We start from the raw sequence: 23,430 nt of genomic DNA on the forward strand, positions 1-23,430 counted from the left end.
TAATATGAATAACATAGCAGAACAACTGGGCCTCGCCTATCACAACCTGAACGAAAAATGCAGCGCGCTGGCCATAGCAGCGGACAAGCTGCAATTGATCGCCGTCAGTAAAACCAAACCGGCCTCTGCCATAGTCGCGGCCTATACCGCCGGCCAGCGCCATTTTGGCGAAAACTATCCGCAGGAGCTGGCGGAAAAAGCCGCTGAATTGCAGCAGTACCAGGATATTGTCTGGCATTTTATCGGCCCGTTGCAGTCGAATAAAACCAAATTGGTGGCTGAACACGCGCACTGGGTACACAGCCTTGACCGGCTGAAAATAGCCCAGCGTTTAGCCGCGCAGCGCCCACCGGCGATGGGCGTGCTTAAGGTGCTGCTGCAAATCAATATCAGTGACGAAGCCAGCAAAGCCGGTATTAGCGCCGCTGAAATGCTGCCACTGGCACAGCAGATCAGCGCACTGCCGATGCTGCAGTTAAAAGGCTTGATGGCAATACCGGCGCCCGGACAAAGTGAAACCGCGTTCGCGGCCATGCAGCAGCTGTCTGACAGATTGCAACAACACTACCCGCATGCCACTGAATTATCGATGGGAATGTCAGATGACTGGCCGCAGGCTCTGCGATACGGCGCAACTATGATACGATTAGGCAGCGCAATTTTTGGTGCACGGGACTACGACAAGGAATGAACACACAGATGAATGACAATATGGTCGCCTTTATCGGAGCCGGTAATATGGCGCGCTGCGTTATTGCCGCTATGGTTAACGCCGGTTATCCGGCAGATAACATTATTGCTGCCAACCGCAGCCAGCCTAAGCTCACTGCACTGGCGGCAGATTTTGGCATTCACACCACGCTGGATAACATAGAGGCGGTAAAAAAAGCCGATGTTATCGTGTTAGCAGTCAAACCGCAGATGATGCAGGAGCTGTGCGAAGCATTAATTGCCGCCGCACCGGAAATTGCCGAAAAGCTGTTTGTAACCCTGGCTGCCGGCATTACTGTAGAGCGTTATCAGCAGTGGCTGGGGCAGGTGCGCTTGGTGCGTGCTATGCCAAATACGCCGTCACTGGTTGGCCTGGGCGTAACCGGTTTATTCCCAACCGCTTGCTCAAATTATGAAAAAGCCTTTGTTGATCATATGTTCAGCGGCACTGGTATGAATGTCTGGTTAGACAGCGAAGCACAAATTGACCATGTGATTGCTGTTACCGGCAGTTCACCGGCGTACTTTTTCTTCTTTATGCAAGCAATGCAGCAAGTGGCAGAGCAGCTGGGCTTTGATGCTGCACAGGCCAAACAGATGGTGGCGCAAACTGCGCTTGGCGCCGCAACTATGGCACTGCAGAGCGAACACAGCTTTGCCGACTTGCGCGCTCAGGTGACTTCTAAAGGCGGCACTACGCATGAGGCTGTCACCACTTTTGCCAACCAGGGGCTTGAAAAAATGGTTTCTGACGCCATGTATGCTGCTATTAAGCGGGCGCAGGAAATGGCGCAAAGTCTGTAATCAGGTGTTTGTAACCAGGCGTTTGTAGCTACAGGGTGTAGCTGCTTCAGTCGCTCTATTGAGTTTGTTAGTGTTGTAATATCCGGAGAGCCCGATGCAAGCTGTGTTATTTCTTATTGATACCGCCTTTAGTCTGTACCTGATGGTGGTTATTTTACGCTTATGGCTGCAACTGGTACGGGCCGATTTTTACAACCCGTTCAGCCAGTTTGTGGTAAAAGCTACCAACCCGTTAGTGTTGCCGCTGCGACGTATTATCCCCAGCATTGGCAGCCTGGATACCGCAACCCTGGTGCTGGCATACGCCGTAATGCTGGCCAAACTGGTTATTTTGCAGCTTATTCAAGCCGGCCAGGTGGCACTGGTGCCCAGCCTGATTTTATCGCTGATTTTCCTGCTGAAAGAGATCTTCACCTTATTGTTCTGGATTTTAGTGATCCGCGCACTGCTAAGCTGGTTTAGCCAGGGCAGAAGCCCGGTAGAGCATGTAATGCATCAGCTGACAGAGCCTCTGCTGCGGCCGATACGGCGTATTTTACCGCCGCTGGGTGGGCTGGATTTATCAGTGTTAGTGGTGCTGGTAGGCCTGCAGTTTTTAAATATCCTGTTTAGCAGCTGGTTTCCGGGCCTTTGACGGCAGCGCAGTTTAGCGGAGAGGATCTGCGCTTAAAGCTGTATATTCAGCCCAAAGCCAGCCGCGATGACTGGGTAGGCCTGCATGGCGATGAAATTAAAGTCGCCATTACCGCGCCGCCGGTAGATGGCCAGGCCAATGCCCACCTGCTGAAATTTGTCGCCAAAAGTTTTAAGGTAGCCAAATCACAGGTGGTTATTGAAAAAGGCGAACTGGGCCGGCACAAAACCCTGCTTATTCTGGCACCGCAACAACTGCCGCTGCTGGTGAAAAACCTGCTGGCAATCGCATGAACCACTATAATTAACTCCCTGAGCTAATACCGAGGTGAACTATGAGTCGCATTATTCTCGCCCTATTGTTGGGCTTAACCGTTAGCTTTAGCGCCGCAGCCGAACAGAAAAAACAACTGGGTGACTGGGATGTGCATTATATCGCCTTTCCTGCGCCGCTACTGACAGCTGAAGTGGCACAGCAATACCAACTGCAGCGCAGCAAATACAACGGCATTATTAATATTTCAGTGCTGGATAAAGCCAGCCAAAAAGCGCAGCAGGTTGCTATCAGCGGTGTAGCCAAAGACTTACAGGGCCGCCAGCGCAAACTGGAGTTTAGCCAGGTAACAGAGGGGGATGCGGTATATTATCTGGCGCAGTTGCCATTCCGGCATGAACAACGCTTTAGTTTTACTATCAGTATTATCAGCGGCAACCGTTCAGAGCAGTTAAACTTCGACCAAACTTTTTACGTAGATTAAACAAAAACTTATGACAAAAAAAATTGTACTTGCCACAGGCAACAAGGGCAAAGTGGCAGAGTTGTCACAGATGTTGGCACCGTTTCAGTACCAAATTGTGCCGCAAAGCGAGCTGGCGGTAAGCGATGCAGATGAAACCGGACTGACTTTTATTGAAAACGCCATTATTAAAGCCCGCCACGCCGCTCTGGCTACCGGTTTGCCGGCCATTGCCGATGACTCCGGCCTGGCAGTAGATGCTTTGGGCGGTGCGCCCGGTATTTACTCGGCCCGTTATGCCGGTGAAGCAGCCACAGACGCCGATAATATCGCCAAACTGCTGCAGGCCTTAAAAGATGTGCCCAAGGCGCAGCGCAGCGCGCAGTTTCATTGTGTGCTGGTGTATTTACGTCACGCCGAAGACCCTACGCCGCTGGTATGCCATGGCGTTTGGCACGGCGACATTACAATGGCACCGCAAGGTAACGGCGGCTTTGGCTATGACCCGGTGTTTTATGTTGCCGCTGAAGGCTGCACCAGTGCAGAGCTGAGCCGCGAGCGTAAAGCACAACTGAGCCATCGTGGCAAAGCCCTGGCACAGTTACTCAGCCAGCTTACGCGGCCACAAGGTTAAGCCGTGGCACTGCAGTTACCGCCACTGGCGTTGTATATTCATATTCCCTGGTGCATTGAGAAATGCCCTTACTGCGATTTCAACTCGCACGCAGTAAAACAAGGCATACCGGAGCAGGAATACATTGCCCACCTGCTGGCCGATCTTGACCAGGATTTGGCTTTGGTAAAAGGGCGCAATCTAAGCAGTATTTTTATCGGTGGCGGCACCCCCAGCGTATTTTCTGCCGCCGGTATCGGCCGGATCTTAGATGGCGTTAAACAGCGCTTGCACTGTGATGCCGATATGGAAGTGACCATGGAAGCCAACCCGGGCACCATAGAAGCCGAGCGCTTTGCCGCCTATGTTGCTGCCGGCGTTACACGCTTTTCTATCGGCGTACAAAGCTTTCAAACTGCGCAGCTAAAAGCGCTGGGCCGTATCCATGACAGCAACGAAGCGGTTAACGCTGCAAGGCTTGCCGGCGGGCTGCTAAACAGCCGGGCGTTGCAAAGCTTTAATCTGGATTTAATGCACGGCCTGCCACAGCAGGACATCAACGGCGCCCTGGCCGATTTACAGCAAGCTATCGACTTAGCCCCGCCGCATTTATCCTGGTATCAGCTGACTATTGAACCCAATACCGCCTTTGCCTCCCGGCCGCCGGTGTTGCCGCCGGACGATACCCTGTGGGATATTCAGCAGCAGGGCCTGGCGTTATTGCAGCAGCATGGCTATCAGCAGTATGAAATTTCAGCCTATAGCAAACCAGGCCAGCAATGCCGGCATAATCTGAATTACTGGCGCTACGGTGACTATTTAGGTATTGGCTGCGGCGCGCACGGCAAAATTACCCTGCCCTCGCGCAATGCTATTTTACGTACAGTAAAAATTAAGCACCCTAAAGGCTATATGGATATCAGCCGCGGCTATATGGACAGCCGCGAGCAGGTAACAGCGGAAGACCGGCCGTTTGAATTCTTTATGAACCGTTTTCGCCTGCTCGAGCCCTGCCCGATTGCCGATTTTACTGCCTACACCGGCTTGCCGCTTAGCAGCATCAGCAGCGCTATTGCCGAAGCTGAGCAAAAACAGCTACTGACGGTAACAGACAGCCACTGGCAAATTACCGACCACGGCGCGCGTTATCTGAACGACTTACTAACGTTGTTTATCTGAAGCAGGTTATCTGGCGTTGTTTATCTGGGGGTTGTTTATTAACAGACAGCCCCGTTTTTTCCGGGGCTGATCAACACAGCAACGCGATACTTTACCTTTTCATCCTGTGTCAGGCAGGTAGAATGAAATGACTATTCTAACTACAACGACAGGTATACCGATGAAAGCAACCACCTTTACCCGGCTGGCGCTATTGCCCGCCGCCATAAGCATCGCCCTATTGGCTGCTTGCGGCCCGCAGCAAAACCAAAGCCCGCAGCAAAGCGCGCCGGCAAGCGTTGTCAGCACGCAAACTGAATCCGAAAAAGCCAATGCGCTGTTTGAACAAATTTTTATGGACAATATCCGCCGCAACCCGGTGCAGCAAACCCGGCTGGGGATTAAAGATGATTACGACAAATGGCAGGACTTATCTGACGAGCACTATCAAGCCGGTTTAGCCTTAACGCAGCAACATTTAACCATGCTGCACGCCATCGATATTGAACAGCTGGACGACAACAGCCGCGTCAGTTATCTGCTGATGCAACAAGAGCTGCAGCAAACACTGGACGATGCTAAATGGCGCTTATACAGCTACCCGGTTAATCAAATGTATGGCACCCATTCGCAGGTACCATCACTGCTAATCAACCAACATACTATCAGCGACGAAAGCGATGCCAAGGCCTATATCGCACGTTTAAATGCGGTGCCAACCTTGTTTAACCAGCTGCAACAACAGCTGGAAAATCGCGCCGCGGCGGGTATTATCGCACCGAAGTTTGTCTTTCCGCTGGTGATCTCGGCCAGTGAAAATGTTATTAAGGGTGCCCCGTTTGACGATGGCGAAGACAGCACCTTGCTGGCTGATTTCACCAAAAAAGTAAACCAGTTGACACTGAACGACCAGGCCAAAAAACTGCTGCTAGATGAAGCCAAAGTGGCGCTGCTTACCAGTGTAAAGCCGGCCTACACCTCGTTGATCCGTTACTTGCAAGGCCTGGAGCAACAAGCCGGTACCGACGATGGCGTGTGGCGCTTTAAAGACGGCGAAGCGTTTTACAATAATGCCTTACAGCGCACCACCACCACCGATTTAACCGCAGCGCAAATTCACCAGCTTGGTTTGGACGAAGTGGCGCGTATTCATAATGAAATGCAAGCCATTATGACAAAGACCGGCTTTAACGGAGACTTAAAAGCCTTCTTTAACTTTATGCAAACCGACGAGCAGTTTTACTACCCGGACACTGAGGAAGGCAAAGCCGCCTACTTAAAAGATGCCACCGCGGTCATTGACGACATGCGTACGCGACTGGATGAGTTATTCCTGGTTAAGCCCAAAGCCAAGATGATTGTGAAAGCCGTTGAGCCGTTTCGCGAAAAAAGCGCCGGTAAAGCCTTTTATCAGCAACCGTCGATGGACGGCAGCCGGCCGGGCATTTACTACGCTAACCTGTACCGCATGAGCGATATGCCCAGGTATGAGCTCGAAGCACTGGCCTACCATGAAGGTATCCCGGGCCACCATATGCAGCTGGCTATCGCCCAAGAACTGGAAGATATGCCTAAATTCCGCCGTTTTGGCGGTTACACGGCCTATATTGAAGGCTGGGGTTTATATACCGAACTGCTGCCAAAAGAGATTGGCCTGTATCAGGATCCCTACTCCGACTTTGGCCGTTTAGCCATGGAGCTGTGGCGCGCCTGCCGCTTAGTGGTCGACACCGGTATTCACGCGAAAAAGTGGAGCCGTGAAGACGCTATTCAGTACCTGCTGGATAACACGCCCAACACGCCTACGGCAGTAGAAAAAGCCATAGAGCGCTATATCGTGATGCCATCTCAGGCCACGGCATATAAAATCGGCATGATTAAAATTATCGAACTGCGCGAAAAAGCCAAAACAGCGCTGGGCGATAAATTTGATATCCGCGCCTTCCACGATACGATACTGAAAAACGGCGCCGTACCGCTTGATGTATTAGAGCAACTGGTAGACGAGTATATCGCCGCCACTCAAGCCTGATAGCCAACAACGTGTAAAACCTGCCAGCCGGTCCAGTGACCGGCTTTTTTATTTGCCGGAAGTAAATAGAGCCGGCGCCGGTAAAGTTTGCAAACCAGGTTACAAAAAGTGCAGTGCTTTCACCGGCAACCGCCGGACAACACGCCTGTTACCCGCTAAAACATCAGCCGCGCTTTTTTGCCGTGTTATCAGCTAAGCTCAACCGGGCCAAGCTCTGCAGCACAATGCCTTATTGCAAAACACGCTTGCCAGCCGCTCTATTTGCCCAAACGGCACAAATAGTGCTTAACTTACGACAGCACATCTGACTTATAAGCTAAGGAGCCTGTTATGGCCGTTACTGCAACCGACCCTATTAAAATCCTTTTCGCCATACTGCTGCCGCCACTGGGGGTGTTTCTCGAAGTTGGCCTGAAAGGGCATTTTTGGCTCAGTATTCTGCTAACGCTGCTCGGTTTTATACCCGGCATTATTCATGCGCTTTATGTCATCTTAAAACACTAAAGCAAGCCAAAACCTTGTTTAGTGCAAGGCTAAAAGCCCGAGCCCGGCTGTTGAAGAAACGCCAACTCTTCTGCAGTGGAGGCGCGGCCTAAAATAGCATTGCGGTGCGGATAACGGCCAAAGCGGTCAATTATCACTTTGTGTTTAAGCTCAAATTGGTAATTATTTTCCGGGGCAAATTGCTTAAACAACGCCTCTGCCTGCTGATGAATAGCGCGCGATTCGCTGTGCATATAGGGCATTAGCAGAAAATTACGCTCATCGGCATTAAGCTGCGCCAGCGCACCGGCCGCAACAGCTTCTTGTGCCAGCACCAGCGCCGTTGCATCCCGGGCAAAAGCCATAGCGGTATTACGGTAAATATTGCGCGAGAACTGGTCCAGCACGATAATTTCCGCCAAACGCCCCGCAGCACTGTCGCGCCAGCTAAATAACTCACCCGCCGCAGCCTGCTGCAACAGCGGTAAAAAGCGCTGTTTAATCAGCGCATCAAAACCAGGCTCCGACACCCACCACTGCTTGGGATCTAATTCTTTAAACCAAAAAGTGAGTACGTCTTTAAACATAGGGCCTCTTTGTTGTGTTAACTATTGGCTGAGATAACTGACTATACAGCGGTTTACTGCTCACAGGTAACCCGGACGCCTAATCCTTTCGGATTGTGCCCGCCATTTATGGCACCAGGCCGGCAGTTTATCGGATCTGTCATCTTAACTTATTATTGGCAGCATACACTGCAGCGGATTTTTACTACCAGACCAAACTTATGATATTTTCCCGGATAATACAGCTGGTTCTGCACTTTAGCCTGCTGGTTAGCTTTGCCGTAACAGCGCAGCCCGACAGCGTGCTGTTGATTTCTATCGATGGCTTTGCCAACCGCTACCTGCAGCAATACCCTGCGGCCAATATTAAAAAACTGGCACAGGAAGGCCTTAGGGCACAGAGCATGCAGCCGGTATTCCCCACTAAAACCTTCCCCAATCACTACAGCATTGTTACCGGCCTGTACCCGGCTAAGCACGGCATTGTTGAGAACAACATATTTGATGCCGACTTTGATGCTATTTTCCGGCTAAATAAGGCCGAAGAAGTGACCAATGCGCGCTGGTGGCATGGTGAGCCAATATGGGTTACCGCTGAATCTCAGGGCGTAAAAGCGGCTACCTATTTTTACCCGGGCTCCGAAGCGGCGATAAAGAATGTGCGCCCCAGTTACTGGCAACGCTATGACGGCAACGTAAGCCATAACGATAGAGTCGACTCTGTGCTGCAATGGCTGGATTTACCCGGGGCAGAGCGCCCGCGCTTTTTAAGCTTGTATTTTAGTGCGGTAGATGATGCCGGCCACACTTACGGCCCTGACTCGGCAGAAGTCGCCGCAGCAATAGCAGATGTAGACCAGGCGATTGGCCGTTTACTGGCAGGGTTAAGCCAACGGGGGTTATACCGCAAAGTAAATATTATGCTGGTGTCAGACCACGGCATGGCAGAAACGCCGCCACAACAAGTTATTGAATTAGATCAGTTGTTTAACAGCCGCGATGCCCTGCTTACGCTATGGACAGCAGAGATTGTTTCAATCTTCCCGCGCGAAGGCAAACTGGACAGCATTTATCAGCAGCTAAGCCGCAGCTTACCGCCACAAGCCAAAGTGTATAAAAAAACCAGCTTACCCGCACGCTGGCGTTACCGGGACAATAATCGCATAGCGCCATTGTTAGTCGTGCCACAGCCCGGCTGGCGGCTAATTCAGCAAAAAACCGCAGCAAAATACCAGCAGATGGCCGCTGAAGGCAAAACCAGCGGTAGCCACGGTTATGACAACCAGAGCGACTATATGCAGGCCATTTTTATCGGCCACGGCCCGGCATTTAAAGCCGGCAGCACTATTCCTGCTTTCAGTAATACCGAGCTGTATAACCTGATGTGCCGCATTCTGGGCTTAACACCTGCCGCTAACGACGGTAACCCAGCCTGGCCGGATACCGTACTGCACAGTACAACAGGGTCCTGAAAATAACACTATGCCCTGCGCACAATAGTGCCCGGGGCTGCTTTACTTACAAGGCTCGGGAAGGCGTAAATTTGCTACGCTCAATTTCCATCGGCTGGAAAACCAAACCCGCGGTTTCGGCTATGCCGCCGTTGCACTTGAAACCATACTTTTCATACGCCGCAACAGAAGACAGCGAAGCCTTTACCGTTACGCTGTCTGCCCGCGCATACCGCAAAGCGGCGGCAATTAAGGCACGGCCGACACCTTGCTTCTGACATTCTGGCGCAACAAATAGCATGGCAACATGGCGGCCCTCTTTAAGCTCAATTACGCCGTTAATCTTGCCATCGCGTTCTGCCACAAACATCACGTTGTCCTGCTGCATTCGGTTAAGAAAGGCACTGCTTGCAGCAATGTTGTTGAAGGTGGACACTCCGGCTGCGGACAGGCTGCCTGCTACCGATTGTGAAAAAGAATCTATGCAGATTGCACTTACAGCCTCCAGATCCCTCTGTTCCATTTCCCTGATATTCACTCATACCTCCCGTCTTGCTACTGAACCACCTGTCAGGCGTTGAACACAGGCCTGAAGAATGTGCGCTCATAGCTAATAATGCATTTTGTTTCTTCAGCATATTTAAACGCCGCTATGCAGGCCGTGTCCTGAAGTGATTTTTGCCGATACTGTTCGTACTCAGCCAGACCAGGGAAAGTGAACATGGCAAGAGCAACGTTATTTGCGCCCTCGGACGGCAAAAAATAACCATGATGTTTACCACCGAATTTCTCAACCAGCGGGATCCAGAGTTTGCCGTAATGCTCAAACTCTTGCAGTTTGTATGGGTCAATGATATATCGCAGATAGCAGGTAACCACTGTATTTTCCTTTATGCCTGACAATTAATTCAATGGATCCGGAACTACTATTTCCCGCCGGCTAAATCAATAAAAGAGCCGGTAACATAAGATGCTTCGTCTGATAATAACCAGGCAATGGCATTGGCTACTTCACCAGCTGTGCCGCCACGCTGCAGAGGGATCTGCGAAGACAAACGATCGACCCGGCTTGGTTCGCCACCATCTGCGTGCATTTGTGTATAAATAAAACCCGGCCTTACTGAATTAACCCGAATACCCTTTGCTGCAACTTCCAGCGACAGGCCTTTTGTTAAAGAGTCCATTGCGCCTTTAGAGGCTGCATAATCGATGTATTCAAATGGTGCACCGGTTCTGGCAGCAGCTGAAGACACATTGACGATAGCCCCCTTTGATTTAGCCCGTTTGATAAACTCACGCGAGCAAAGAAAACAGCTCGTCACATTAGATATCAGGACCTTGTTAAATCGCTCAATACCAATGTCTGCAAAACCAGATTGCGGCAACAGAATTCCCGCATTATTGACCAAATGAGTAACAGCTCCGAACCTTGTTTCAGTGGCATCAAACAAAGCGATTACGTCACTTTCATTGGATACATCAGCCTGAAATGAAAATGCTTCACCACCTGATACTGTAATGTTGCTAACCGTTGCATTCGCACTTGCAGCATCTGCCCGATAATTGACACAAACCCTGTATCTCTTTGATGCCAGCAGCTCAGAGGTAGCCGCTCCAATGCCCCGGCCACCACCAGTTACGATTACAACTTTACTCATAAAAAAATTCCTTACAGCTTAAGTGCAGGCGTCGGGGAGATGCGATCTTTTGCCAATTCAATTACGGCATGTCCAAGCTGAACCAAAGTAGCAAAGCTTGGCGTGGTTTGCGGTTTAAGTGAGCGGTAAGCACTGGTACGGCTTTTAATACCTGCTTTAGCAATAACCTGACTATGGCCAAACTGTTCAACGTAAGCGCGAATGGCCGCCTGCAAAATATCAGGCCGGCCTTCTTGCATAGAGTCCCAGGAAGCTTGCTTAATAACCTGTTCAATCTCCATAACATTAACGCTTAAATCCGATGCCTTATACCCGCCCTGCGTTGCATCACGCAACGTAGCAGCAGATAATTCGTTACCACTCCAGTTTAAGGAACCTTCTGCGGTTAAAGAAAACTTCTTAAAGTCTGTTATTGCAGAAAAAGGGGGGTTACAAAAGTACGCCGATAAATCGGCCAGACCCTCAAAGCCGTCATTGAATGTCAGCGTAAGTGTATAATCAGCAACCCAATCTACATCAATGATTTTTAACATAAATCCTCCAACTTCCCCGGATTTTTTCCCTTTACCGCTTTATGCCACATATCCATTAATTGCACACGGTGTGCTGCAATATGGCTCTCTGCCCGTTTACGCTGTTTATTCGGTAAATACCCTTCCAGACATTTGCCCGTTTCAATGGCAATAATTACCTCATGGCTGCCGTACTTAACATGTATGTGAGGTAATTTATGCTGTTTGTTATCAAAGAAATACAAGCAGAATGAAAGGCCCAAAAAAGCGTCAATCTCCGGCATAGCAATCCACACTCAGCGTAATGTGCATACTATAGCAGCGTATCCTGAAAGAGACAAATAGCCAGCAAAATATAACCGCTTAGCAACAACAACCCGGGCAACCAGAATTGCAGTGCCAGCCAGCGCGGTACTTTGGCGCAGTAAGCGCTAAAGTCCGCGGCGAATTTTTGTTGCATATAGCGCTCTTCCGGCCGGATTTGAAAGCGGTTGATATAAAGCACAAACAGCGGCAGTAACAAAAACGGCAGCATATGCTGCAGGTAACAGGCAAAGCCGAGCAAAAGCAGTAAAAAGCCCAGATACATCGGGTTGCGGCTTAGCCGGTAAATGCCGGCGACTACCAGCGCTTCTGCCTTGTCCGGGCTGCGCGGATCTACCGTAGTGCGGGCCTGTTTAAACGCATACACACCCAGCAGCGCCACCGCAGTGCCGGCCAACATAAAAATGGCGGCTACAACGACAGCCGCCGGCAACGCAATAGCCAGTGCCGGGTTAACTGCTACCAGCAGCCACATAGCGCCAGCCAGTATTATAACCAGGGCTACCGGCGGTAGCCGCAGTTCAAGCCATTGCATGCTTTACTCCTTTACAACTGAGCTGCAGGCAATAACGCCGGCAGCACAAAAACAGCCTTATTCTGCCGGCACAGCGGCAGGGTCCATCCAGAACGGTTCCCAAATATGGCCATCCGGATCGGTAAAGGCGCGGCTGTACATAAAGCCCAAATCCTGCACGGGATTAATATCTGCCGTACCGCCCTGCTTTGCTGCATTATTCATAGCATCAACCGCATCGCGGCTATCGCATGACAACGCCAGCATCACCTCGCTTGCGGTCGTTGCCGGAATGGCCCTGTTGGTAAACTGGCGCCACTTGTCGTGGGTTAGCAGCATTACGTAAATTTCTTTGCTCCAAACCATACAGGCAGCGGTGTCATCCGTAAAGTGCGGGTTGTTGCTAAAACCCAGCGCGGTATAAAACGCCATGGAGGCGGTTAAGTCTTTTACCGGCAGGTTAACAAATATCATGCGGCTCATGCTGTTTCTCCGAATAGCAGTTAGTTAGTCGTTACAAATAATAGCTGGCGATATAACCTTGCAGCTACCTGCCTGTAATCGGATAACCATAAACAAATTCGACAAGCAGAAACAAAAAACCGACACATTGTGCCGGTTTTTTGCTTTGTCGGGTTTTATTCTGCCGGTATAAGACTGCCATGCAAATAGCGATAAACCGAAGCCGGCTCGCCCTGTTGGTAATATACCGAGCGGCCATGACGTAAGTTATCAAGGTACTCGTCGCTTTCTATCAAGCTGCCGTCTTCGTTAAAGCTGTAGGCTTTGCCCTGCAGCCGACCTTTATCGTCATACTGCATCAGCCCCAGCAAGTGGCCGTTGGCAGAAAAAGCCTGCCAGCGGCCCACTTCGCGCCCGGCTTTATAGTTACCCTGCCACAACTTAACCGTGCTGTAGCTGGTTTCGTCCAGCAGCTGCCAATTGCCCTCGCGTTTACCATTCACATAACGGCCTTTAGCTTCTAACTGGCCATCAAAACGACGGAGTAAATACTCCCCATGTAATTTATCGTTTTTGTAAAACTCTTGCCGCATTATCGTACCATCGGCACTGGTTTGTAGTTGTTCGCCCTCAAGCTGGCCCTGCTGGTTAAACCGCTCAGTTGACGACATGTCAGGGTTCTTCGTTAGCCACTGCCCCACTTTTACACCATGCTGGTATTGGCCGCTGACAAAGCCGCTGCCATCTTCGGCGTCATCCCGATAATCGCCGTGCATTTTACCGTTAACATAATGCGCGCGTTTTATATAACCATTCCAGGCCGGACCTATATAGAGCCCCTGATACAGCCCGTTAAGTTTTTCCTCACGCCCGATCAGCTCGCCGGCGTTGTTAAAGGTCTCTCGCAGGCTCCAGTCACGGCTACTGTCATGCTGCTGTCTGTAGCTCAGCTTCGCCGCATCATTAAACTGCTGCTCAATAACTACTGCGCCGCCAGGCGGATACTCTGTATCGGTTCGCGCGGTTATCTTGCCCTTGCTGCCATAGCTGATACGTTGTATTTCACGGCCGTCGTTATCGTACTGCAAGGTTTCAGCCAATAACCCGGGGCCTTTGAAATGCTGTTGCAAGCCGACCAATTTGCCATGCTGATAATTCTTCAGATCGCGTAAAATACCTTCGGCCTGGTAATAACGCTCTTCGCCGTGCAGCTTACCGTTAAGATAATGCTGCTGATAGATCACCCAGCCGTCTTTGGCCCAGTACAGCCGCTCCCCCTGGTATTCACCGGCCAGCATGTTAACCCTCTGCTCCGGTTTACCGTTGTCATAGAAGGTTTCATACAAGCCTTCCATGCCGTTAGCGCCATAGGTTTTACGTGATGCCAACTGGCCGTTGTCGTGAAAGCTTTCTGCCAACCCAAGCTCACTACCGTTAACACGCTGCTCATGGCGGTGCAGCTGGCCATTGTTATGATAAGTTTTTTGCTCACCATGAAGCTGGCCGTTTTGGTACTGATATTCGCCCTTTAGTGTGCCGTCTTCCCAATAATGCCGGTGTGTGCCCTGATAGCTGCCATCAGCAGAACTGCTGCCGCTGCGCGACAACTGGCCATTATCATAGAAGAACTCAAAATCGCCGACCAGATAATGTCCGGCTAAATCCGGCCCGTTTAAACTGCCGTTAAAAAACGGCTTATCTGTTGAAAGATGAAATAACTGCAGCGGCCACACACCGTTTTTTTCTTCAGCTGGCTGCTTCAGGTAATACATCACTTCGCCGGGCTCATCGCTTGGCTGCCATTGTTGATCCAGCAAGATACGCTCTGCCGACACACTAAACGATAAACTAAGCGATAACAGCAGCACGCAGAGTATTAATACAGGTTTCATCGGGCGCTCCTTAAGGTAAAGCGGGGAATTGGCTGTGCCACTGCTTGTTAACCGGCTCACCGCTTACGCTCAGCCGCTCGATAGTCTGGCTGCGGCCCCATAAAGCAAACCAGCGCTGTTTGTGCAATACCTGCTGCAGCGGTTGCTGATAAAAGTCATCAACCTGGTTTGGTAGCACCAAAGGTGCTAACGCCAGGCCCTGTGCATTTAAAAAGCGGTAACGCTGCATAAACTCTGCCACGCTTTGCTCAGTATCCACATCCGGCAAACGGGTAATATCTATAAGCCAGTTTTGCTGCGGTTGGTAATCGACAGTATGCCATTGCGGTGTGCCGCTGCAGTTTAAGCTGCTACTTAGCTTGATATCGTAAAAGTTGCGCCGGATGCCATCGGCCGTACTCAGTTGGTAGCGCGCATGTTTAGCAGGTGCCCCGGCCTGGTTATTGCCGACCTGGTTATTGCGGTTGTTAAGCAGGGTCCACTGCAGTGTATGGCCGTTTACCTTTGGCGCATCACTAATGCTTAAGGTACAGACAGCGGCTTGTTCAGCCGTAAGGTGCAGGCTTAAACCATAGGTATTAACTATTTGCGGCTCAAGTAAAGCCGGGTCAGGCTGTGCCGGCGCTGTCTCTTTAAACTCATCATAAAAACCGCCATAGCTGTCCTCGTTGAACAACAGCTGCTCATGCGCCGGTGGATAAGCAGCATCTTGTTCATATTGCTCTGCCGGCATAAAGGTGATGTCTTTACGAAACACGCCGCTGTCAGACACCGCATTAACATACAGCGTCAGCGCAGGCGGCAGCTGTTTAAAAGTAAACAGCACGATGCGCTCATGGTGTGCTGCAGATGCCAGCGCCAGCATAGTTTGCTCTTGCGCGCTGAGCCAGTCTGTCGCAGTGCTCTGCTCTGCGGCAAACTGTGGCCGGGCAAACTGCACGGTGGCTCCTTCGGCGCCGTCATAACGCTGTAGCAACCAATGCTTATCACTACCGCGGATGGCTAAGCGGTAACTGAGCGGATCGCCCGGCACCGGAGATAATTCCAGTTCTAAGTCTTCATACTGTGCCGTCACCGTTTTGGCCGGATCCGGTGTCAGGCTAAGCGGCACCAATTTGGCCGCAGTATACTCTGCAGTGGCACTAAACTGCGTAACCTGTTGCAACAACTCATGCGGTGCATTCCAGCCCAGCAGCAGGTTTTGCCGCACAGATTTATATAAACCGTCCTGCTCCGGGTAGCTGTAACTGCCCATAGCACCCAACTGCAACGGCAGCGCAACGCCCTCTGCATTACGGGCAATAATGTTGCTTAAACGAAACTCTCCCACCGGCGAGACATCAGTAAAATCATGCTGATACACCAGGTGTAACTGATACTCCTGCTGCTGAAAGTAACCGGCATCAAACGGAAATACTACCTGTTGCGTTAAGGCTTTATTAGCGTCATCCGCCCGTAACGCCGGTTGCTGTTCATACTCAAAGGAAGGGAAATCATGTTCAAAGCTAAAACGCTGGCTCAGATCCCCCGTCTGCTCCTGCTGCTCCAGCATCAGCACGTTGCTGCGCACTGTGCCGTTATAGCCGTAACGCTCAAACGGCATTTCGGTTACCAAGGCTAAGCGCACCAACCAGCCGCGCTCGCGCTCCAGCAGCATATGGCCATAAAACTTGCCGTCAGCCTGTTCACTTTCTACCCTGGCCAGCAGATGAGTGTCGGTTAGCTGCAGCACAGTAAGGGTGGCATCAGCCTGGCCCTGATAAGCCGGAAGCTGCACTACAGCGCCAACGCGGGCCGGAATACTGCTTAGAAACGCCGATGAACTGAACAGCTTTTTCATCTCTTGTTCGAGCTCTGCGCCGCGCTCTGCCAGCAACGCCTGCCACACAGGTTTATTCAGTGCACTAAAGCCGGTTACATTGCCACTACGTAAATTAGCCGTAAACTCAAAGCCTTGTGAGAAAATAGCATGCATCTCGGGGTTACGCTCTGCCGGGTAGCTGCTGCTGATACCGCTGCCCTGGCCGTCGCGCATTTGCATATAATCAATATGCACTTCAAAGCGGCTGTTTGCGCCGGTATCGGTTACTTTGTAGCGCAGCAGCTGGTGCGATGTGGTGTTAAGGGTTTCCGTGCGCCGGCCGGTGTCCAGCGTCATTTTGGCGCTGCTGTATACCTGATAGCGCCGCTCTTCGCCTTGTTCAGGTTTAAATTCAACGTCCGTATCAACAAAAGAGCAGGCTGTTACTAAACAGCAGGCCAGGGCGCTAACGAGGTACTTCATGGTGTTCCTTGTTTCTTAACTACAAAGCGCCGCATTATGCCCGTTAATTTGCTGTAAATAAAATGCTTTATCTGCCGCTATGGTGCCAGGCCAACCGCTCAGACATTACGCAGATAACGCTGCTGCAACAGTAATACCAGTGCCAACAGCAGCAATACTGCCTGCGCTGCCATGCCCTGCACTGTCGGGTAAATGCCCAACCAGCTCACGGCTGGCAACGGCAGCTGGCTTATTGGCATAATGCCGGCTTCCTGCAACGCCATGACGCCTTTACCCACCATTACCATCGCCAGCACTATCATCAGCAGTGCTGTGCTGCCGAAAAAGGTTTTTAACGGCAGTTTAAGTGCAAATTTAAACAAGGCGATCGCCACCACCAACAGTGCCAACAATGCTGCGCCGATGCCGCCGGTAAAAGCTAATTGATGGGCACTGCCACCCTGCAGCCACAAGGACTGATAGAACAGGATGGTTTCAAACACTTCACGATATACCGCTAAAAACACCACCAGGGCCAAGCCGAAGTACGCGCCCGATGTCATGGCTTTATTTACCTGGCGACCGATAAACTGCTGCCACTGCGCAGCAGAGGTTTTACTGTGCATCCAAAAGCCCATATAAAACAGCATCGCGGCTGCGATTAGCGCAGTATAGCCTTCGGTCAGCTCGCGTGACGCGCCGGAAACCGTAATAACGAAACTGGCCAGCACCCAGGTAAATGCCCCCAACGCTAATGCCGCTATCCAGCCGTAATGCACTGAGCGTTTTAACTGTGGCTGTGCCGTTTTTACTGCCACGCTGTATATGGCGGCTACCACCAATAAGGCTTCGAGGCCTTCGCGCAGTAAAATCAGTAGTGCCAGTAAAAATACGTTAACGCCGGCCAGCTCAGTATTGTCCAGCGCGCTTTGTGCCTGTTGCAGCAATTGTTGTATCGCCGCAATTTCTGTTTGCAGTTCAGCCGCGCTGCGTTGTTGCTGCAGTAATTGCCGCAGCTGCAGCATACGCTGCTCAATTTGATCTTTTAATGCACTGTCTACTGCCGCCAGATTATTTTCTGTCAGCTCAAAGCCATCAAGGTAGGCGGCAACAGCATGGTTGTAGGCTAAATTATACTGTTGTTGTTGCACCTGCTGTTGCACCAGCACCAGTTGTTGCTGTGCTATATCCAGCGGAGACAGTTGTTTAGCATGGAAAAACTGTTGCGGTTGACGACGAAACAATGCCATCTGCGCCGCGCCCTGCTCACCGGCGGCATGGTGCATATCGTTTGGCGTAGCAGTAAGCAAACCACTGACAGCAGATTGCGTTACCAGCGCAGCCGGCAAAGCACCGGCACCGCTATCGTCCGCAGCAATGGCACCGACATAGAAAGCCAGGTCCCAACGGCTTTGCGCATCCAAATGAGCAAAGGAGGCCATACCGGTATCTTCTACCCCAAGGCTGATGGTGTTAAACAAGCCAAATAAACTGCGCGCACGGTAGCGCTCTGTATCATGGAAATTGGTCGGTGCCGGGTCCAGCTGCGCGCCGGCAGGGCCATCACCCTCCGCCGTGTTGCCGTGACAGATAGCACAGTTTTGCTGATACAGTACTTTACCGCGGCCGTGATCCGGCACCTGCTGTGGTAAGGTTACCGCCGGCATGGCTGCTATTACCGCGCTGCGCATAGCGGCGGTTAACTGCTGAATTTGCGCTTCAGCAGCATGGCTGGCCACCAGCTGCTGCAACTGCGCGGCCTGTTGCTGTAACTCTGCATGGCCGGCCGGCAATTGCGCGGGGATCAGCGCGGCAAATTCCTGCATTTCAGCAAACTCGGCAGCATTAACCACCTCGCCCTGCTGCACCGCTTCTTTATAGTCGGCACCGATATACTCTATCAGTTGAATTAACTTATCCGATGCCTGGCCGGGCAGCGTAACCAACAATAAACACAACAACAGCAGCTTTTGCATACAACAATCCAAAGCTCAAAAAAGAATGATTCGCATTATAGCGATTTTTAGCCGCCGGTTGCGCCCGGCACTGCACTAACCGGCGTAGAAAAAGCACCACCTGACGTATTTGCCCGTAACAGGCTTTTATGCATATGCTGTAACATAAGCCTGAACGCTGGCCGAAGTTGGAGAAACAGTATGATTTTACTTAGCTATTTTGAACCGGAAACCAACAGCTGGCGGCAAAGCACTGTGACACAGCTGCCTGCTCAGCTGGCGGCGCCGTTACCGGCTGATGCCCGGCTGTGGATAAACCTGAACGACGCTACCGCCGCAGAAATGCAACTGGTGCTACAACACTTTGCCATAGCCCCTACGCTGGCAGAAGATTTCAGCCGCCAGCGCCACCCGCCAAAACTGGAAGCGCAACCGGACTTTACCCTGCTGATTATGCGCGGCTATGCCGATGTCGACTTTACCGAATATACCAGCAGCGCCCAGGTTAACTTACTGTATTCAAAACAAGTATTAATAAGCCGTATGCATTGCCATAACCCGCAATTATTGAAGCAGCTGGAACCCCAGCTTAGCAACAACGGCAGCAATGCGGTTGCTGATTGGGTAAAACAACTGATTTTGGCGGTATCGGCCAGTTATCTGGAAAAACTGATTAGTTTTGAAGATGAACAGAGCGACCTGGAAGATGTTATGCTGCACCGTGGCAATGATGAGCATATGGCGCGCATAATGCGCTACCGCTCGGTGCTGCGTAAAATTAATCGTAATCTGGCCTATCAGAAAGACATTTTTTCCGACGCTATGTATGAAGAGCAGAATCCGCTGTTGCGTCATTTTAACACGGCGGATATCCGCGACTTTTACGAGAAATTTGAACGGCTGCACAGCATGACCGATTTGTATTACGATCAGCTCAGCGACCTGGTGGAGGGCTATCTGTCAACGACCTCGCACCAGATTAACGAACGGATGAAAGTATTAACCATTGTCAGTACTATTTTTATCCCGTTGACCTTTATTGCCGGCATCTACGGCATGAATTTTATTTATATGCCGGAGCTGCAAATGAGCAATGGCTATTTTATGGTATTAACTGCTATGGCTTTAGGCGGCATTAGCGGGCTGATTTGGTTTAAAATACGCGGCTGGTGGTAACCACCGTAAGCACGGACCAGGGAGTTGTATATGGCTGAAAACCAGGCTTTGGATATTGAAGAAATTGTCCGCGACAGCTTTGATGAGAATGAAGCTGAACAACTGAGCGACAAACTAAGCCAACTGGAACCGGAAGAAATTGCCATAGCGCTGGAGGCAATGCCGGTTGAACAACGGGTAAGCACCTGGCTGGGCCTGCATCCGGATGATCAGGTAGCCGCGCTAACCTATATGCGCTCTGACGCGCGGGAAAACATCTTTAAACAACTGGACGAGCAGCAACTGCGCAGTCTGGTTGAAGGCATGGAAGTTGATGATCTGATTGAGCTGCTGGACGAGTTGCCGCAGCGCATCTATGACTATGCCTGCTCGCGGCTGGACGAAAGCCAGCGCCGCTGGTTAGATACCGCCCTGGCGTATGACGAAGACCAATGTGGCCGTTATGCCGACCACGACATGTTGATCATCAATAAAAACGCCAAAGTTCGTGACGCTATCCGTTTATTCCGTCAATTGGCGGAGGACGCCGAATACCACGATGCCCTGTTTGTGGTAGACCGCACCGGCCGCTATGTTGGCCTGGTGCATGCCACTCAGCTGCTGGGCCTGGGTAGCCATTTGCCGGTAGAAACCTTTATTGATAAAGATGCGCCGGTGGTAGCCGGTGAAATGGAGCTGGACCAGGGCTCGGATATTGTCTCGCGCTCCGGCTATACCGCGCTGGCGGTCACCGATGCCGAAGGTAAATTACTGGGCCGGCTATCTATCGGTGAAGCGCTGGAAAACGTGCGGCGCAGCCTCGAAAGCCAATTTATGCATACCGCAGGTTTAGACGAAGAGGAAGATTTATTTGCGCCGATATTTAACAGCGCCAAACGCCGTGCACTGTGGCTGGGCATTAACCTGCTAACGGCGTTTTTAGCCGCCTGGACTATAGGCTTGTTTGAAGCCACGCTGCAACAAGTCGTGGCACTGGCGGTACTTATGCCGATAGTGGCCAGTATGGGCGGCATTGCCGGCAGCCAAACCCTGACCCTGATGATCCGCGGCCTGGCGCTGGAACAAATTACACCGAAAACTTATATGACGCTGCTGCGCAAAGAGCTGGGGGTTGGTGCCATTAATGGCGTACTTTGGGCACTGGTGATCGCTGCCATCACCTATTTTTGGTTTGGTGATTGGATTATCGGCGGCATTATCGGCATGGCGATAGTGATCAACATCGTAGTGGCTGCCTTATCCGGTGTGATGATCCCGATTTGGCTGGAAAAGCTGGATATAGACCCGGCCCTGTCCGGCTCGGTGATCCTGACCACGGTTACCGATGTAATTGGCTTTTTTGCCTTTCTCGGCTTAGGCTCGTTATTTTTGCTGGCCTGAACAGGCTGGCAACAGCTGTACTGCCATGGAAAAGCAACTGAATTATTTAGTTTAAACAGCAGTATTGTTGCTGCTCTGCGCGCCAGACACTTTTACAATAGCCACTTAGATTACCGCTTATCGGAGAGCGCATGAAAATTGCGATTTTATCGCGCAACGCAGAATTGTACTCCACCAAACGTCTGGTGGAAGCAGCCACAGCCCGCGGCCATGAAGTCCAGGTAATAGACCCGCTTACCTGCTATATGAATGTTAACCGCAGCAATTCTTCTATTCACCACAAAGGCGAAGTGCTGGCCGGTTTTGATGCCGTGATCCCGCGCATTGGCGCTTCTATCACCTTTTACGGCACCGCTGTACTGCGCCAGTTTGAAATGATGGGGGTGTACAGCTTAAATGAATCGGTAGCTATCAGCCGCGCCCGCGATAAGCTGCGCAGCTTACAGTTGCTGGCGCGCCAGGGCATAGGTTTGCCGGTAACCGGCTTTGCCGATAAACCGGGCGATATCCCCGATTTAATTGACATGGTAGGCGGTGCACCGCTGGTGATAAAGTTACTTGAAGGCACCCAGGGCATAGGTGTGGTGTTGGCAGAAACGCGCACCGCCGCTGAAAGCGTAATAGAAGCCTTTATGGGCTTAAACGCGAATATCCTGGTACAGGAATATATTCGTGAAGCTAACGGCGCCGATATCCGCTGCTTTGTGGTGGGCAACAAAGTAGTTGCCGCGATGAAACGCCAGGCTAAAGCCGGTGAGTTTCGCTCTAACCTGCACCGCGGCGGCTCAGCCTCAGTGGTACGCCTGAGTAAAGAAGAGCGCAGCACAGCCATTCGGGCAGCTAAAACCATGGGCTTAAATGTGGCCGGGGTAGATTTACTGCGCTCTAACCATGGCCCTGTGGTAATGGAAGTGAACAGCTCGCCAGGGCTGGAAGGCATTGAAGCCGCTACAGGTAAAGACATTGCCAACCTGAGCATTGAATTTTTGGAGCAAAAAGTAGTCAGCCATAAAACGCGGCGCAAACTGAACACCAAAGGAACCGGCTAATGCAAACCAGCAGCAGAGCACCTTTTACCTTAGGTAACAGCAGTATTCCGCCCGGCAGCCGTGCCGTGGTAGATATCCCTTTTGGTAAGCTGTACACCCACACTGAGCTGAATATCGGCGCTCATGTGATCCATGGTCGTAGAGAGGGCCCGGTGCTGCTGGTAACGGCGGCGTTACACGGCGATGAAATTAACGGCGTGGAAATTTGCCGTCGCCTGCTGAAACTGCCGCGGCTGAATCAGCTCAAAGGCACCCTGATAGTGGTGCCGATAGTAAATACCTATGGTTTTGTGCAGCAATCGCGTTATTTACCCGATCGGCGCGATTTAAACCGCAGCTTTCCCGGCAGTGAAAAAGGCTCGCTCGGCAGCCGGATGGCATTTCAGTTTACCGACAAAATTTTGCAAAACTGCAGCCATGCCATTGATTTGCACACCGGTGCTATTCACCGCTCCAACCTGCCGCAGGTAAGAGCCAGCGCTAAAGACAAAGTGGCCCTGCGCATGGCAGAAGTGTTCAACGCGCCCATTATTATTAAAGCCGCCAGCCGCGATGGTACTATGCGCGGCACCGCCAACAACCTGGGTATTCCTATTTTGCTGTTTGAAGCCGGCGAAGCACTGCGCTTTGATGAGCAGTCAATTAATGTTGGTGTACGCGGCATTTTAAACGTAATGACAGACTTGGGCATGTTGCGTGCCGGTCGCAAGCGGCCCAATACCAAATCGTTGTTCTCCAAGAAAAGCAGCTGGGTACGCGCCGAGCATGATGGCATAGCCCGTTACTATGTCGGGCTGGGGCAAACGGTTAAAACCGGCGATGTACTGGCGCATATATACTCGCCCTACTCTGATTTTGAAGTAGCCGTACATGCCAGCTTTGACGGTATTGTGATCGGTCGCAACAACCTGCCGCTGGTAAATGAAGGTGAAGCCTTGTTTCATGTCGCTGAAGTCAGCTCACTGGAAGAGGCTGAAAAGACCGTCGATGCGATAAACGATGAAGTAGATAACGCTATGCCACCGGTGTTGGGCGAGGAATATGGCGTAGTTTAAGC

Annotated in this window: 25 protein-coding genes; 14 read left to right on the top strand and 11 right to left on the bottom strand. The window is 51.3% G+C overall.

Annotated features, from left to right (window positions below; genetic code table 11):
* Positions 1 to 4: 4 nt before the first annotated feature.
* From Q8O77_RS03605 to Q8O77_RS03645, 9 genes are all read left to right on the top strand, one after another.
* Positions 5 to 691, top strand: coding sequence for a YggS family pyridoxal phosphate-dependent enzyme (locus tag Q8O77_RS03605; RefSeq protein WP_305551505.1), 687 nt, complete (start codon positions 5 to 7; stop codon positions 689 to 691).
* An 8-nt stretch (positions 692 to 699) separates the two neighbouring features.
* Complete coding sequence (gene proC, locus Q8O77_RS03610; protein ID WP_305551506.1) at positions 700 to 1,515, top strand: pyrroline-5-carboxylate reductase; 816 nt, start codon at positions 700 to 702, stop codon at positions 1,513 to 1,515.
* Between the two features lie 94 nt (positions 1,516 to 1,609).
* Entirely contained in the window at positions 1,610 to 2,149 is a 540-nt protein-coding gene (locus Q8O77_RS03615) for a YggT family protein (RefSeq protein ID WP_305551507.1), read from the top strand.
* Entirely contained in the window at positions 2,146 to 2,442 is a 297-nt protein-coding gene (gene yggU / locus Q8O77_RS03620) for a DUF167 family protein YggU (RefSeq protein WP_305551508.1), read from the top strand. Before Q8O77_RS03615 ends, yggU begins: the two co-directional genes overlap by 4 nt.
* A gap of 41 nt (positions 2,443 to 2,483) precedes the next feature.
* Positions 2,484 to 2,906, top strand: coding sequence for a DUF4426 domain-containing protein (locus tag Q8O77_RS03625; RefSeq protein WP_305551509.1), 423 nt, complete (start codon positions 2,484 to 2,486; stop codon positions 2,904 to 2,906).
* Positions 2,907 to 2,916: 10 nt separating this feature from the next.
* Entirely contained in the window at positions 2,917 to 3,519 is a 603-nt protein-coding gene (rdgB, locus tag Q8O77_RS03630; protein WP_305551510.1) for an RdgB/HAM1 family non-canonical purine NTP pyrophosphatase, read from the top strand.
* Positions 3,520 to 3,522: 3 nt separating this feature from the next.
* Positions 3,523 to 4,677 (top strand): radical SAM family heme chaperone HemW, encoded by a 1,155-nt coding sequence (gene hemW, locus Q8O77_RS03635; protein ID WP_305551511.1) that lies wholly within the window; start codon positions 3,523 to 3,525, stop codon positions 4,675 to 4,677.
* A gap of 160 nt (positions 4,678 to 4,837) precedes the next feature.
* Positions 4,838 to 6,688, top strand: coding sequence for a DUF885 family protein (locus Q8O77_RS03640; RefSeq protein WP_305551512.1), 1,851 nt, complete (start codon positions 4,838 to 4,840; stop codon positions 6,686 to 6,688).
* 330 nt (positions 6,689 to 7,018) lie between these two features.
* Positions 7,019 to 7,192 carry a YqaE/Pmp3 family membrane protein gene (locus Q8O77_RS03645; RefSeq protein ID WP_046553786.1) on the top strand — a complete coding sequence of 58 codons (174 nt, stop codon included), beginning with the start codon at positions 7,019 to 7,021 and terminating at the stop codon, positions 7,190 to 7,192.
* Between the two features lie 29 nt (positions 7,193 to 7,221).
* Here the strand turns inward: Q8O77_RS03645 and Q8O77_RS03650 are convergent, their stop codons facing one another.
* Positions 7,222 to 7,758 carry a DUF924 family protein gene (locus Q8O77_RS03650; RefSeq protein ID WP_305551513.1) on the bottom strand — a complete coding sequence of 179 codons (537 nt, stop codon included), beginning with the start codon at positions 7,756 to 7,758 and terminating at the stop codon, positions 7,222 to 7,224.
* 200 nt (positions 7,759 to 7,958) lie between these two features.
* On the opposite strand from Q8O77_RS03650, the gene Q8O77_RS03655 reads away from it, so the two are divergent.
* Complete coding sequence (locus Q8O77_RS03655; protein ID WP_305551514.1) at positions 7,959 to 9,209, top strand: ectonucleotide pyrophosphatase/phosphodiesterase; 1,251 nt, start codon at positions 7,959 to 7,961, stop codon at positions 9,207 to 9,209.
* A gap of 46 nt (positions 9,210 to 9,255) precedes the next feature.
* On the opposite strand, the gene Q8O77_RS03660 is transcribed toward Q8O77_RS03655, so the two are convergent.
* The 10 genes from Q8O77_RS03660 to Q8O77_RS03705 form a co-directional block, all read right to left on the bottom strand.
* On the bottom strand, positions 9,256 to 9,726 hold the full coding sequence (locus Q8O77_RS03660) for a GNAT family N-acetyltransferase (RefSeq protein ID WP_305551515.1): 471 nt from the start codon (positions 9,724 to 9,726) through the stop codon (positions 9,256 to 9,258).
* Positions 9,727 to 9,758: 32 nt separating this feature from the next.
* A complete protein-coding gene (locus Q8O77_RS03665; RefSeq protein WP_305551516.1) occupies positions 9,759 to 10,067 on the bottom strand; it encodes an NIPSNAP family protein in 309 nt (102 codons plus the stop codon).
* 47 nt (positions 10,068 to 10,114) lie between these two features.
* Positions 10,115 to 10,846, bottom strand: a complete 732-nt coding sequence (locus Q8O77_RS03670; RefSeq protein ID WP_305551517.1) for an SDR family oxidoreductase — start codon at positions 10,844 to 10,846, stop codon at positions 10,115 to 10,117.
* A gap of 11 nt (positions 10,847 to 10,857) precedes the next feature.
* Complete coding sequence (locus tag Q8O77_RS03675; RefSeq protein WP_305551518.1) at positions 10,858 to 11,379, bottom strand: DUF2442 domain-containing protein; 522 nt, start codon at positions 11,377 to 11,379, stop codon at positions 10,858 to 10,860.
* Complete coding sequence (locus Q8O77_RS03680; RefSeq protein ID WP_305551519.1) at positions 11,373 to 11,642, bottom strand: DUF4160 domain-containing protein; 270 nt, start codon at positions 11,640 to 11,642, stop codon at positions 11,373 to 11,375. The genes Q8O77_RS03675 and Q8O77_RS03680 overlap by 7 nt, the downstream gene beginning before the upstream one ends.
* 29 nt (positions 11,643 to 11,671) lie before the next feature.
* Positions 11,672 to 12,217 (bottom strand): isoprenylcysteine carboxylmethyltransferase family protein, encoded by a 546-nt coding sequence (locus Q8O77_RS03685; protein WP_305551520.1) that lies wholly within the window; start codon positions 12,215 to 12,217, stop codon positions 11,672 to 11,674.
* A 57-nt stretch (positions 12,218 to 12,274) separates the two neighbouring features.
* Positions 12,275 to 12,679, bottom strand: coding sequence for a VOC family protein (locus tag Q8O77_RS03690; RefSeq protein WP_305551521.1), 405 nt, complete (start codon positions 12,677 to 12,679; stop codon positions 12,275 to 12,277).
* Between the two features lie 155 nt (positions 12,680 to 12,834).
* Positions 12,835 to 14,550 (bottom strand): toxin-antitoxin system YwqK family antitoxin, encoded by a 1,716-nt coding sequence (locus Q8O77_RS03695; RefSeq protein WP_305551522.1) that lies wholly within the window; start codon positions 14,548 to 14,550, stop codon positions 12,835 to 12,837.
* A gap of 10 nt (positions 14,551 to 14,560) precedes the next feature.
* The gene (locus Q8O77_RS03700; protein ID WP_305551523.1) at positions 14,561 to 16,834 is read right to left on the bottom strand and encodes a hypothetical protein; all 2,274 of its coding nucleotides are present in this window, start codon (positions 16,832 to 16,834) and stop codon (positions 14,561 to 14,563) included.
* A gap of 98 nt (positions 16,835 to 16,932) precedes the next feature.
* The gene (locus tag Q8O77_RS03705; RefSeq protein ID WP_305551524.1) at positions 16,933 to 18,789 is read right to left on the bottom strand and encodes a cytochrome c/FTR1 family iron permease; all 1,857 of its coding nucleotides are present in this window, start codon (positions 18,787 to 18,789) and stop codon (positions 16,933 to 16,935) included.
* Between the two features lie 180 nt (positions 18,790 to 18,969).
* On the opposite strand from Q8O77_RS03705, the gene Q8O77_RS03710 reads away from it, so the two are divergent.
* The 4 genes from Q8O77_RS03710 to Q8O77_RS03725 all read left to right on the top strand — a co-directional run bounded on the left by Q8O77_RS03710 (position 18,970) and on the right by Q8O77_RS03725 (position 23,428).
* Positions 18,970 to 19,944, top strand: coding sequence for a magnesium transporter CorA family protein (locus Q8O77_RS03710; RefSeq protein WP_305551525.1), 975 nt, complete (start codon positions 18,970 to 18,972; stop codon positions 19,942 to 19,944).
* 30 nt (positions 19,945 to 19,974) lie between these two features.
* Positions 19,975 to 21,324 (top strand): magnesium transporter, encoded by a 1,350-nt coding sequence (gene mgtE, locus Q8O77_RS03715; RefSeq protein WP_305551526.1) that lies wholly within the window; start codon positions 19,975 to 19,977, stop codon positions 21,322 to 21,324.
* Positions 21,325 to 21,455: 131 nt separating this feature from the next.
* Positions 21,456 to 22,373, top strand: a complete 918-nt coding sequence (rimK, locus tag Q8O77_RS03720) for a 30S ribosomal protein S6--L-glutamate ligase (protein ID WP_305551527.1) — start codon at positions 21,456 to 21,458, stop codon at positions 22,371 to 22,373.
* Entirely contained in the window at positions 22,373 to 23,428 is a 1,056-nt protein-coding gene (locus Q8O77_RS03725) for a succinylglutamate desuccinylase/aspartoacylase family protein (RefSeq protein WP_305551528.1), read from the top strand. Before rimK ends, Q8O77_RS03725 begins: the two co-directional genes overlap by 1 nt.
* The last annotated feature ends 2 nt before the right edge of the window (positions 23,429 to 23,430 follow it).

It is taken from the genome of Rheinheimera sp. (assembly GCF_030690345.1).
Classification (GTDB): Bacteria; Pseudomonadota; Gammaproteobacteria; order Enterobacterales; family Alteromonadaceae; genus Alishewanella.